This window comes from Rubinisphaera italica, assembly GCF_007859715.1.
Classification (GTDB): Bacteria; Planctomycetota; Planctomycetia; order Planctomycetales; family Planctomycetaceae; genus Rubinisphaera; species Rubinisphaera italica.
The window spans coordinates 6,638,990-6,652,977 of sequence record NZ_SJPG01000001.1 but is presented as its reverse complement, the minus strand read 5'-3'; the positions used below and the strand labels follow the sequence as shown (position 1 = coordinate 6,652,977).

8 protein-coding genes are annotated in these 13,988 nt (G+C 48.6%); 2 read left to right on the top strand and 6 right to left on the bottom strand.

The genetic code is table 11. The features are described 5' to 3' along the window. Positions 1-115: 115 nt before the first annotated feature. The 5 genes from Pan54_RS25460 to Pan54_RS25440 form a co-directional block, all read right to left on the bottom strand. Entirely contained in the window at positions 116-703 is a 588-nt protein-coding gene (locus Pan54_RS25460) for a DJ-1/PfpI family protein (RefSeq protein ID WP_146506237.1), read from the bottom strand. Positions 704-815: 112 nt separating this feature from the next. Then, positions 816-2,666: an alkaline phosphatase D family protein gene (locus tag Pan54_RS25455; RefSeq protein ID WP_146506236.1), complete on the bottom strand. Its 1,851-nt coding sequence runs from the start codon at positions 2,664-2,666 to the stop codon at positions 816-818. Between the two features lie 178 nt (positions 2,667-2,844). After that, positions 2,845-3,771 (bottom strand): sugar phosphate isomerase/epimerase family protein, encoded by a 927-nt coding sequence (locus Pan54_RS25450; RefSeq protein WP_207310222.1) that lies wholly within the window; start codon positions 3,769-3,771, stop codon positions 2,845-2,847. Between the two features lie 43 nt (positions 3,772-3,814). Continuing rightward, a complete protein-coding gene (locus Pan54_RS25445) occupies positions 3,815-5,218 on the bottom strand; it encodes a sulfatase-like hydrolase/transferase (protein ID WP_165441978.1) in 1,404 nt (467 codons plus the stop codon). 770 nt (positions 5,219-5,988) lie between these two features. Next, on the bottom strand, positions 5,989-8,331 hold the full coding sequence (locus Pan54_RS25440; protein WP_146506234.1) for a right-handed parallel beta-helix repeat-containing protein: 2,343 nt from the start codon (positions 8,329-8,331) through the stop codon (positions 5,989-5,991). A gap of 727 nt (positions 8,332-9,058) precedes the next feature. Between Pan54_RS25440 and Pan54_RS25435 the strand changes: the two genes are divergently transcribed. Both Pan54_RS25435 and Pan54_RS25430 read left to right on the top strand, forming a co-directional pair. After that, a complete protein-coding gene (locus tag Pan54_RS25435) occupies positions 9,059-11,602 on the top strand; it encodes an alpha/beta hydrolase-fold protein (protein WP_390621959.1) in 2,544 nt (847 codons plus the stop codon). Between the two features lie 70 nt (positions 11,603-11,672). Further along, the gene (locus Pan54_RS25430; protein ID WP_146506233.1) at positions 11,673-12,818 is read left to right on the top strand and encodes an SGNH/GDSL hydrolase family protein; all 1,146 of its coding nucleotides are present in this window, start codon (positions 11,673-11,675) and stop codon (positions 12,816-12,818) included. 437 nt (positions 12,819-13,255) lie between these two features. On the opposite strand, the gene Pan54_RS25425 is transcribed toward Pan54_RS25430, so the two are convergent. Further along, a complete protein-coding gene (locus Pan54_RS25425) occupies positions 13,256-13,975 on the bottom strand; it encodes a sulfotransferase family 2 domain-containing protein (protein ID WP_146506232.1) in 720 nt (239 codons plus the stop codon). Between the last annotated feature and the right edge of the window lie 13 nt (positions 13,976-13,988).

Sequence of the window (13,988 nt, the reverse complement as noted above, 5' to 3'; positions counted from 1 at the left end):
AATTGGAGCTGCTCAGTACTGCGTAGTAATGCAAACTTTACGCGGGATATTGAAATCCGGTCTTCGTTGTTGCACGAACAATCTTAAACAGGTGTTCCTCCTTCGCACACCATCCTCAAGCTTTGACAGTGGTTTCTTTATTCGCTCGGGCTTCTTCCAGGAGTTTAATCCACGGACCAAGATAGTGGCCGTTGTCATGGAAGGTACGACCGCTGATCAGGTTGCCGTCAATGACACAGGCTTCATCGACAAAAATGCCGCCACAAACTTCCAAGTCGAATTTGCATTTAGGCACAGTGGCCATACGACGATCGCGAACACAATCAGCATAGGCTGGAATTTCCACGCCGTGACAAACGCTGGCAATCGGCTTGCCGGCTTCGAAGAAATGACGAGTGGCCCGCACGAGGTCTTCATCGTAGCGAATGTATTCGGGAGCACGTCCGCCAGAAAACATGATCCCTGCATATTCCTCGGGATTGATTTCCGAAAAGCTGACTTCGGCGTCAATCGTGTAGCCTTCCCATTCTTTGGTGATCGTCCAGCCTGGCTTCACTTCATGCATCACCATCTGATACTTCCGCTTTTCGGGAGCAGCGACGACGGGCTTAAATCCTGCTTCGATCAGTCGATAAAAGGGATACAGAGTATCGAGCGTTTCAGAAGCATCGCCAATGATGATGAGAACTTTTTCCTGAGACATGAGCGTCTACCTTATAAAGTTATTAACTAATGTTCTGTTCCAATTAAATATCAGTGGCACCCCGGAAATTTAATTGAAACAATCCAATAAAGTGTTTGATTGATGAAAACTCTTAACGAGCATCCATCGTTGAGATTGTTTCTGCGTACATCAGCGAGCCATTATAGCCATCGTGCCAGCGAATGGTAACGGTTGGCTCGTCAAAGGCGGTCCACTGAGGTTGATTTCCTTCCGGTGAGGCGACTTTCAGTACATTATTGACCTGCACCATTCCATAAAATGTATTCCTGATCCGCTGATAAGGCAAATTGTTCGGAAAACCCGCTACCCAGCGCATTTCCACGTCTCTTCCCATGCTCGACCACATTCCTCCTGTGGGGGGATTACCCAGCGTTCCCAATGGATGCCCTGTTGAGCCCAGAGGCCCGCACATCATTTCCCAGACATTATCTGTGATTTTGATGGAAGCGGAGGCATGAACATCGCCGGTGAAAATCAGAATCGGCTTCTTGATTTGATCCATGAGATCCAGAAGTTTCTCCCGCTGATGGACAAATGAGGGGAAGCCATCGCCCTTGTCGTCTTTATCGGCTCCCGGTTCTTTGTTCACATGGGCGGCTGTGTGATACACCATCCACGGATCGGGAGAAATCAGAAAGATGAACTCGGCTTGTGTATTCTGCATCCCGTCAATTAACCATTTTTCCTGAGCAGGCCCCAGAATGAATAGACTCGGATCTTCACGGTTTTTTGGATTCCTATTGGATCGCTCGCCACGGGTATCGAGCGCAAAGAAATGACAATTTGAAACCTGCCAGTCGTAGTAATGATGCGTGCCGATGCTGTAAGGGATTGATTCATCAACACGAGCAGCTGGTGTGATTTTCAGGTGTTGAGCATCGACCACTTCGACCAGGCCATAGACTCCTGAATTTTTGGGAGCCTGATTTTGACGTTTGGGAGATTTTGCCTCGCGTGTGAAATTTCCCAGATGGATCGTGCTGACCGTTTGAGGATCCAGATCGGAAAAATCAGCTTGAGGATCGAAAAGAATATCCGAGCCGGACTTCATCTCGGCTTTGCCAAACCGCAGGCTTCCGGTTTGTGGACCTGCATAATTTGCCCAGCCGATGAAATCTCGATAGCCTTGGAGTCCAATATCCCGGATCAAATGCGGTCCCTCTTTCAGACCAATTTCCCCGCATCCATGAATATCCCAGCCCACATCATGGTCATCAAAGGTAAACAAACCCGGCACATGTCGAAACAGTTTCGAGAAGGATCGGCCTCGTGAAAAATAGAGTTCATAATTTTCCCGAACACCTTCCAGCGTCCCATCCCGTTCCGCTTCGTAAATGATATCTCCGTTGACAATCGCGAACATCGCCTCATCGGCATGTTGCTTGAGCAATGTCGTATAAGCCGGGGTGCTGGCGTATTGCCCTCCCGATTCCACAGGAGCCTGCGACGCACAATGTCCCACCGCAAAGCGGACATTGAATACCCCTTCCGGATTGTATGTCTCATCTTTGGCGTCACTTGAATTTGGCAGAGTGCGAAAGGAAGGCCACGGATCATCAATCGATTCCCGCAAATCGGCCAGCATATTCTGAATACGAACCCCATAATAATAACGAGTGTTCGACTTCAGACCGGCGAGATCCACGATACCCGTATTGGCTGCCTCTGCAATTGTTCGACTGGATACTGCTTGAGACTCACCATCGAGTGGCAGATGTTCTGAGTAGAGAATTTCAAACTCAACGGGCTCCCTGGTTTGAATCCACAAACGAACCGCATCATCTGCGGGTCTGCCTAAGAGAGGGCCGTTAACCAATCCGGTTGTTTCATAGGGCAGGACTTCATTGGAAGTAGGATCTGGCCAGAAATTTGATTGGGCCAGAGTCACGTTTGAGCAAATGCTAAAAAACACAATGAGAGCAATAAGGTAATTTTTAAGCATGAAATCGGTTTCAATTTTATTTCGTTTTATATGACCTTGTCACGAATTCGCACAGATTGCGATACTTTAAATTTAAGCCACAAAGAGCACAGAGCACTCAGGGGATTATATGAGACATCTCCTGACAATCTCTGAGGCCTCTGTGCTCTCTGTGGCAAATAAAAAAACTCGTTTTCTCCTACAGCAATTTTTTGAGATATTCTCGTGATCGGTTAATTTCCGCAGTGACTGCTGAGGTCTCTTCGAGAATCGGAATACCGCGGGGGACCGGATGCATGAAAATTTCCGTCCAGCCTGAGTATTGAATCGTTTTCAATGCCGCCAACAGGGGAGCAAAGTCGAGGGAGCCTCGCCCCGGCAGTTGCAGGAGTTCCTGCTCTTTAGGAAGTTTAGTCATGCAGCCCATGCCATGCTGCCAGGCATAGAAGACGGAAATAGAATCATCAAGGTCACGGATCAATTGAGCCAACAGTTCGGGATCTTGCGGCAGATGATACGGCGCCAGTGCGATTCCCAGATTATTGGATGGCCGAAGTTCCGCCAGCCATTTGAGTGAGTCTGGCGATTCGATCAGATTGTTGCCATGATTTTCGATGGCAATCGTGACCCCGGTTTCTTCCGCAACTTCAAGATGTGGTTTCAATTCTTCAAGAAATGTTGCCACGGCTTTTTTAAGATCGCCACCAGTCAACCCTCGTGGACCTTTGCCGCCCGTCACCATTGTCTGGCAACCAAACGAGTTGGCAAATCGCATTTCGTCCTGCAAGCCGAAGGGACCGAGTTTATACTGCGTAATACATCCAAGATTGACATTGTGCTTTTTGAGCAGTTCTCGTGTTTTTTCGACACCAATTTCATCGACTTGCTCCCGTTGATTTCCATGAACCTTCGGCCAGAGATCGATCGCATTGGATCCGGTTTTCGGAACCTCCGCAATAATCTCTGTCAGTGGTTTGTAGCCGTACATGCAGGAGCCAACGAGGTACTTCAATTGGAACTCATTGGTCGCCGCCCAGGACGAATCGGGCAGTAACGCAGCTGACAAACCTGCCGCCATCGTGCCACAAAACGCTCTTCGTGAGAGGGAATCGTTCTGAATACTCATATTTAACTCCAACTAATAATTAATGATTGAGAAAATGTCTCTTTCAGTTTTGTGTCCCTGCATGCCACCATTCTTTGAGCAACTGCGACAATTGTTTTTGCTGCTGTGCATACTTTGCATCGTGAATCAGGTTCTGATTCTCTTCGGGATCACTTCGCAAATCGTAAAAGGCAGGGGAGAGACGTTGCTTCCCTTTGCCTGGAAGAATCAATTTATAATTTTCGTATCGTACCCACACTCCTCTGGCATGTGCAGCGGGGTCTCCTAATACTTCGGCATCGTTCGGGTAGATGGCTCCAAACGCCGGGCGATCTGGCAATCCGACTTCGCCAGTCACAGCAGGTAATAAATTCAGCCCGTGCATTTGTGGGGTTACTTTACTGGACAATCCAACCCCCGCTAAGATCGTCGGAGTCAGATCAATAGTCTGTACAATTTGAGGATAGTCCGCAGGCGAAATGACACCTGGCCAGTTCAGCAGGATTGGCGTTCGCAGACCATCTTCATCGCTGGATAATTTGGATCGACTATCCTGTTTCGGTTTTCCACTGGCATCGGGACGGAATCCATTATCGGAAACAAAGATGATCATCGTTTGCTTCCGAAGATTGTGCTGATCGAGGCACGACATCAATTGCCCAACTGTGTTATCGAATCTCGCGATTTCCGCATAATATGGCAGAAGGTAATCGGGAATATTTCGATCCGCATAACAATCGTAAAATTCCTGAGGGGCATCAAATGGAGTGTGTGGCAGGAACGGTGCGTACCAGAGGAAAAAAGGAGACTCAGCATTCTCGGCAATGAAATCTGTGACGGGTTGCATTGTTGTCCGGCCAATTACCAGTCCGGCATCGCCATTGCCATGCGCGACCCATTCTCCATTCTTCTGCTCGCGGGTGCCGTGAATTGCATCGGAGATGTCTGCCGGCAATCCGGTCGTCATGCCATGGGTGAAACCTGCGTTTTTGAAACCACCTTCCCAATGCTTGCCTGCCTGAAATGAAACGTAACCGGATTCTGTCAGAAGTCTGGGAAGGGTCGGCACTTCTCGGATCAAATGTTCGGCTTTCGCACGTGTCTTTCGATACTCCTGAGCAGTCATCTCCCGCATTCGGCTCAATCCAGGCGGAGGATGATTAAAGTGGATGCCATGCTGATGCGGATATAAACCCGTCAGCAATGTCGCCAGCGAAGGTCGGCAGACAGACATTGGAACATAGCCATTCGGAAACCGAGCGGACTCAGCCGCCAATTGATCCAGATGAGGTGTCTTTACCAGCGGATTTCCCATGAACCCGAAATCACGATACGACTGGTCATCGGCAAGGATCATGACAATATTGGGACGCGTCGGCTGTTCGGCATTAACAGGCCGCGAAAACTTGAGCTGTGGAATGACTACCGCGAATAGAATAATCGCTTGTAGAATGTATTGGTGAAACATGTTGAAAATTCCAAGTGCGATTCGCGCATATTGCACAATTTGGAGCCTAACCTGCATCCGCGAAAAAGAAAACCACAGGACTCAGGCAGCAAGGAACACAAATTGATTCCCCGTTGCATTGTCTTCGTTAAATCCTCTCAGGTCAATTCTCAGCGAAAATCACAACAGAGAGAACATTATGAACTCTGACCAGCCAAGCGCGGAAAGGGACGGCACCGGAGCGGGTCACTCAGCCTGGTGACAAGCAATCGACCGGACTATCCTGATGTTTGAACTAACGAATAATCAATCAATCAGTCATTCTGGACGGATTAATTTTTTATTGACGGTGCCGTTTCACTCTTGATGACTTGCATGTAGCGTGCAACAAATTCGTCTAAACCCTGTTCCAATTGGAAACCGGATTTCCTTATACATCATACATCTTGAAAAGGTCTTCCAGGGTGGCGGGGGCGCTCCGCTTCAGCGGAAGCCCCCGGACGTTTAATCATTCGGGGGCTTCTCTTCGAGAGCGCCCCGTCACCCGGGTTTAATTATTTTCCGTTATATCTCTGGCACGAACCAGTGTCACACTGATATTTAATTGGAACAGACCAACAGCGCATCGCTGAATAAGGCGGATTCGGTTTTGGAGTGCATGGGATTCTGGAATAATCAACTCGTGTCCAGATTTAATTGACATTTGTCGAATGCCAGGGGTTGAGATCGTTCACGGCTTGCAAACTCTTGTGAGGTTTGAAATTCACAAAGCCGAAACTTCAATCCAATTATTATGGAAACGTGTTACCGCCATTTGTATTCCCACTTCCTGTATTCATCGTTGCAGTCCCGTTATTGGGAAATACAAAGTTGTAGCCAAGTTCGTCGTTATTATTTGCGACATTCCCTGTAAAAGTGCTGTTGTTAATCAGAATGTCAAAACCATCTTCTGTGTTATTGGTTGCGACATTGTTTCTGAAAAGGCCGTTGTTCTCATCAAAGTAGAAGCCATCCAAATTTCCATTCGCGGTATTTCCTTCAAAAATGCCTCCGGCTCCAACATCTGCAAAATTGAATCCATCCAGTATGTTGGAATCGGCAAGGTTATTTCGGAATTCACCATTCATATCGAAGAAGTCATAGCCAAATTCGGAATTATTGTTAGAGGTGTTTCCACTAATGAGGCTGCCTGCGAGTATGTCGTCATCAAAATCAAAACCACTCTCTGCATTACCACTAGCCGAGTTGTTTACAATTTGACCTCCGCTGAGCAGTCTGTCAAAATCGAAACCATCATCCCCATTGCCGTTTGAGGTATTGTTGGTAAACAGAACATCGACATCGAAAATCTGAAAGCCATCTTCACCGTTATTGTTCGTTGTATTATTGCTGATCGGACCGTTCACATCGCCAAGCAGAAAAATTCCTTCATCGTAATTGCCATTTGCAAAATTTCCAGAGATTCCGACAGCGTTTCCTGACGTATTGATATCTCCGAGAATGACTATGCCTGTTCCGGAACTTCCGATGAGACCATTATTCAATGCCATGTTATTGATCAGGCTTCCTGAGACATCTCCCAAAATGACAAGACCATCTTCAACATTTTCGTTTGTGGTATTCCCGCTGACATCACCATCAACACCATCAATCAGCATGCCCAGTACGCCATTACGATTTGCCGTATTGTTCGATAGTGAAAGCAAATCGGCTCCTCCAACATCAATTCCAAAGAAATCGTTGTTCGAAGAATTATTATTCTCTACAACTCCCCCGCCAAGATTGTTTTCAAGATAAATTCCCCCCAGTGCAGCGCCGGAAATATTATTTCCATCGATCGTAAATCCACCTACACCATCTCCATATATTCCAACGTCACCACCACTCAAATCCAAGCCCTGAATGGTGTTGTCCTGGGCCAGTGTGAACAGATCAATTGGATTGAGTCCTCCATCAATGAGTGGTCTTGTGCCGGGAGCCGTTAACGTGGCAATAGAACCAGTATCGCAACCGATCACTTGTATCGAACTGCCTCCGCCCAATGCGACCTGTCCATCATTAAACTGGAAGGTTGTATCCGCTGTGATTGTCGAAAATGAGCCGTCGAATAATACAAGAGAATTGGGGCCTGCTGCGAAGAAGTCCCCTTCGGGATCTACAGTATTTCCATCGATGGTCGTAACATTGCTAATTGGAAGAAGATTCGTCGAAAACTTGGCCATTTCGGGAGCCCCGAAGGCACCAGTATTCGTGACAATATCAATATCTCGGACAATAGGAGCCACCATTCTCCGGTCCAGACCTTGCAGACGATAAGTTTTTTTCGATCCGCCAGGGCCAATCGGAATTCGCAAGTTAACCATCGCCCCAAAGACATCACTACGGACTTCGTCATATTCATATTGTCCGCTCAGAACAACTCGCGAGTCTTGTCCGAGACCGGGAACGTCATAAAGTCGGAGCTCTGTTCGAGCACGTGGACCAGTGATATTTCTGAAATTGGCGGCATCGTTATCGAAATGAAACACACCGATCGAAGCCCACAATTCCATATCCAGATTTCCCAGATGGCGGTTTGTCGTGCAATTGTCACAACTAGTACGATGCCAGAGTAATCGCTCGGCTTCCAGATCAAGTCCCCAGTAGGCGGCTTCGAGTCCCTGCTGAACGACCACAGTTCCTCCCTGAATGAACGCGGCATTCGCCTGAGTGGCATATTTGACTCCTTGATCAGGAACATATGCATTAAATCTCAGGCCGCTATCGGTGGTTAAGAACTCCAGCCCGAAAGCTCCCTGATGGTATTCGTTATTCACTTCGCTATGACGGAAGTCATAGAAAATGTTTGCGCCGAGAATATATTGAGTATCGATGATTTTTCGGTAGGCGACTCCGAAATTCCCTTCACCGGCATCCCCATCGGTTCCGAGTCCACGAATGTCGGCGAATATCAGCGACTCTTCATCCTGCCAGATCGGTGCAAACAACGTTCCTTGACCGACAGAACGTATCGTCGTTCCCCGACCTTCCAATTCCAGGTAAGGTTGCCACAGTTCATCACGAGCCTGAGCCGTTCCCTGACACAAAATGACGAGTGCCAATGCAATTACGTTATATAAGTACAAGTGTTTCATCACTTGGTTCCTCAACAGTGGCAATGCAAGCAGGCCAAATGCTTTGCTTATTTTTGAAAAAAAGGAGGACCAGTCCCTGGCATCGTATCCAGGATTTCAATCTGATCTTGATTTTTTGAAAACATATAATTCAGTGCATTTTCATAACTGAACATTACATACCTTATCGGCTGAGTAAGATTGAAAATCAATAAGACATGGCATGACTAATCAGTTACAATATTAATTACTAACCAAATTTGACTAATCGTTATAACACGCATACTTAACTCAATGGGAGAGTCGGAACGATTGCACGCTTCCTCGTTATCAGCCTGTCGAGGGGGCTCTCTTGCCTCGAAAGCACTCCGTCAACTTGCAACATATTTGTATTTGAAGAGCCTGAGCCTGCACCGAATAAATAATGCAAGTGCATTGGCCCCTATGGTAAAGGCCGCCGGCATTCCACGGGTGCCACTGCGATAAAGTTGAATTGCCGTCTTTTCATCTCATTCCTAAATCCAACCATTCCGGATGGACTCGGTTTAATAGATGAAATCAACATCATTCAACTGTCTCATCTGAGTGCCAGCCGTATTCAACCTACGCCTGAGAATTACGATGCGTGGACAAGCCGCATTGCTTTGCTTACATTCAGATTGTTTGATCTATTTGATAGTCCACACGGGAACAACTAATGCGCTTCTTTAAAACACTGCTCGCACAAGCCGTTTTACTTGCTACTTGTATGACGTTTGCACAGGACGCAACCGTGCGTGCTGATGAGCCAAATGTCCCCAAAGGAACAATGACAAGTGGTGTCTTTGAGACCAGCCAGATCTATCCGGGGACGCGTCGAGACTACAGCGTTTACGTTCCGGCTCAGTATTCAGCCGATCAGCCAGCAAATCTGATGGTGTTTATGGACGGTCGAGGTTATCTGAACGAGAAGGGGGCGTTTCGTGTTCCTGCGGTCTTCGACAAACTCATTCATCAAAAGGCGATACCGGTTACGATTGCCGTGTTCGTCAATCCGGGTACGATTCCAGCGACCACTCAAGGAGCCGCCGATCGCAGCAACCGGTCGTTCGAATACGATTCCATGGGAGATCGCTACTCAAACTTTCTGTTGAATGAATTTCTGCCGGTCGCACTCAAGGGGCTCAATGTCTCAGATGATCCCGCTGATCGAGCCGTGTGCGGCATTTCATCCAGCGGCATCTGTGCGTTTACTGTCGCATGGGAACGCCCCGATCAATTCGGTCGCGTGATGAGCCACATCGGCAGCTTCACAAACATCCGAGGTGGCTGGCGGTACCCCGGGCTTGTCCGAAAGTCTCAGAAGGATCCCAAATCGATCAAAGTTTATCTGCAGGATGGCGAGCATGATCTGAGTAATCTGCATGGAAACTGGCCTCTGGGTAACAAGGATCTGGCTGCCGCTCTGCAGTTTGCCGGCTACACGTATAAACTCGAAATGACGGACGGTGGTCACAGTGGAAAATGGGCTGGCGAGGTCTTTCCCGAAGCGGTGAAATGGTTGTGGGATGATAATGCCCAATCGACCAATATTCCCGTCGTCAACACGAAGCCCAAATGGGAACCGCATCCGGATGCCATCGCAAAGGACGACGTCCCTAAAGGGAAGGTCGAAAAAATGCCGGCCTGGGAGTCATCGAAAGTCTTCCCTGGCACAACGCGTGACTGGGCGATTTACGTGCCGGCTCAGTACAAAGCCGATCAACCTGCCGCACTGATGGTCTTTCAGGATGGCAGCGGCATGATGAGCGAATGGAGATGGCGAATTCCAACCGTCTTTGACAACCTGATCGCTCAAGGCGACATGCCTCCCACGATTGCGGTATTTATCAACCCCGGTCACGAGATGTCGAAACCACGAAAAAACAACAAGCATTCCAATCGTGGCTACGAATACGACAGCCTGGGAGATCGTTATGTCACATTCCTGATGGACGAGATCATTCCCCAAGTGAAAGAACGGTACAACATTTCTGACGATCCCAATATGCACGGCATTGGTGGTTCCAGTAGTGGAGCAATCTGTGCATGGACGGCTGCCTGGGAACGAACGGACTACTTCCGCAAGGTCTACAGCAGCGTCGGCAGCTTCACTCATCTGCGCGGCGGTAACATTTATCCGGCTTTGATTCGTAAGTCTGAACCGAAGCCCATCCGCATCTACATGGCCGACACCAGCGGCGACGTCGACAATGCATTCGGCAGCTGGTGGTGGGCCAATCAGCGGATGGCCTCAGCTCTAGCATATATGGGCTATGATGTTCGTTTTGACCATGCAGAAGGCTATGGGCACAACTCCGACTTCGGCAGTGCTCACTTCCCAGATGCGATGAGATGGTTGTGGCGTTCAGAAGATTATTCACCCACAATCGATACCAGTGGTGATCTTGGTGGCGATTTAACTCTGCTCGACCTGCTGGTTCCCGGAGAATCATGGCAGCTCGTCGCTGAGGATCTCGGCTTTGCTGATGCACTCTGTGCTGATAAAGCTGGCAACTTGTACTTCTGCGACATGAGAGAACCGGGCGTATATCGTATCGATGCGAAAGATGGTACCAAGTCGAAAATCTCTGACGAATCCGTGAGCGGTCTCGAATTCAATCCTGACGAAACGTTGCTTTACGCGTGTCAGGGAAGTCAAAGCCGAGTCATCTCCATAGATCCAAACAGCGGTGCCGTTAAGACTGTTGCAGAAGGAGTCAAACCGAACGATCTGGCAGTGACTAACGATGGTTTCATTCTATTCACGCAAACTGGTAAATCGGAAGTCGTGCGTATCGATCCGAAGTCCGGCGAAGTGAGTGTCGCTGATACCGGAATAACAAAGCCCAACGGAATTGCACTGTCGAATGACGGAGGCACACTCGCGGTCTCCGATTATGGTGGAACTCACACGTGGACATTCCGTGTCAACACTGGTGGAGTTCTTGACGCAAAAATGCCCACGATGCCTATGCGACTGCGCATCGACCCCAAAGGGGAATTCAACTTCAACGAAGAACCGCCTTATGTGGCGGTCTCAAAAGGTGACGGGATGGCGGTCGACAGGAAGGGACGTTATTACGTAACCAGCGATCTCGGAGTTCAAATCTTCGATCCGACGGGGCGACCATGCGGCGTGCTTCCGAAAGTCGACGAAGATCAGCCTTTGACTTCGTGCATGCTGGCAGGCGAAGAACATAACACACTGTTCATTGCTCAGGGAAAGAAAATCTACAAGCGATTGCTGACGGTTGATCGTCCAAAACGCTAAAGGAATGACCGCCGTTCCCACCAATTTCTAAACCAAAATGAAAACTTGAATCCACAATATCAGGCCAGACATGAAAAATTCATCATTACTACTTTTATTGACATTCATCATCTTTCTCGCCCCAATCGAGGCGCAGGAAAAAGCTGCTTCACAGATCGAGAAACTCGATCCGGAAATGGCAAAACAAAAGAAAGCTGACGATGGACTTGCCTGGCACGACGTTACCGGATGGGGAGTGGAAGGACGCATTCTTCCCGATCAGGAACGCAAACGCTGGTTCGATCGCTTACCCGGTTCTGCGGATGGCTCCGTTACGGGTGCTGTCTGGAACTTGAGCCGTCATTCTGCAGGAATGATGGTTCGTTTTAAGACCGACGCCACGGCCATTCACGTTCACTACAAGCTGCTAAGTTCAAATCTGGCAATGCCTCATATGCCTGCGACGGGTGTCAGCGGGATTGACTTGTACGCGCGAGACGCCAACGGACAATGGCGGTGGGTTCAGGTGGCAAGGCCCACTTCACAGGAAATCAAAACTCAACTGATCAGCGGTCTTACTCCGGGCTTACGCGAATATGCAGCTTACCTGCCTTTGTACAACGGAGTCGAATTCCTCAGTATTGGCGTGCCGGTCGGAAGCAAATTTGAATCGCTGGAGCCTCGATCGAAACCGATTGTTTTCTACGGCACCAGTATCACCCACGGAGCTTGCGCGAGCCGTCCCGGCATGGTGCACACTGCAATTCTAGGGCGACGCTTCGACATGCCCGTAGTGAATCTGGGCTTCTCCGGTAACGGCAAAATGGACGCTGAAGTTGGCGACTATATTACTCAGGTCGACGCTGCCGTGTACGTAATCGACTGTCTGCCGAACATGAACGCACAAATGGTTGAGGAAAGATGTGTTCCGCTGGTGAAGCAGATCCGGGCGAACAAGCCCGACACGCCAATCGTGCTGGTTGAAGACCGTCGAAATACCAACAGCTGGATTCTCCCTGCTCGAGATGCTCATCATACTGCTAACCACGCTGCACTGAAAGAAGCATTTGAAACATTGCAGTCGGAATCCGTTTCCAACTTGTACTACATTTCGGGTGACAGTTTGTATGGGACGGATAGCGATGGGGCGACGGATGGATCTCACGCAAATGACCTTGGATTCTTTCGTCAAGCTGATGTGTTTGAGCCCGTGCTGCGAGAGGCGATGGGGCTATAGACCATTACAAAAGGATTCTGCAGTCGCATGAGCATCAAGCTCACACTCAATTGACAGGCCAGCTCATGCATTTTCGGCTCGGCTCGCGATGAACATTGAAATATCGTGGTCAGGATCGACTTCGCGCAATAACCCGCTTCAACCCGATCCTTGTTCACCCCTTCAGATTTTCCGTGAGGGAGCACATCATGGTTGGTTGATGGGCGCAAATGGAGGTGGACGTAAACTGGTTGGAATGGACAAAACTAACGCAAGTTTAATCTGAATTCTGTTCGCTATCCGACGGGCACGAATGATCCAAATCTTCCGGGAGTTGGCAGAGACCATGGCCACAATAAACCATTGCTTTGCCCTCACAAAGGCGGAGTTCAATGTGTGTAGATGTCCATGTGGGTTTCATCAGCGACAATATAATCTACCGAGCTTGAAACTGGACTTCAGGCGGCAATCGGTTGTTCGTAGCCGAAGAGATCGATTTCCGGAAGGCAGCGTTCGGCGATGTGATCCAGCATTTGTGGGGTCATTAACTCTCCTGCCGATTTGCGATGAGATTGTGACGCTCCTTTCGCATTGGGGAGCCAGCCATCGTACGGAATACCGATTTTCTGGCAGATGCTTGCCAGATCACTTTGCAGAAATTCAAATCGGCCGTAGTAATCGCAAACGGGTTGATCCTGAATTGTGTAGAGAAAATAATTCGGTGAGTACAAATTCAGCTCAATGAATTGTTCGAGTGTGACCTGCCCATAATCTTCTGGTTTGGTTTTTTGCATGAAGCGATATTCTGAGATCACTCGATCCCAGGGATTGCGTTCAAAACAGAACTTCGTGTAGGTCTGCCAGATCTTTTCGCCGACGTTCGCTCGAATATCTTGAGCAGCGCAGTGATTATAAAATCGACGATCAATCGTCAGTTTGTTGAGCATTGTCTCCATGCCCTCAGGATTCATTTCGGATGGCTCCGGGAGAGTATGGGCAGGATACATGTAATTCCGCGGCGTGATGCCCATGCCGGCACGAATCAATTCATCCTGCGGAGTGATAGGCGTGATGACATCCATTGGTCCGAGGTAACGAGATAAGGCAATCTCGATACTCGTTCCTGCCGTCTTCCGTGTTTTGATAAATATGAACTGATATTCGTGACTGATCAGCATCGGAAATCCTTCC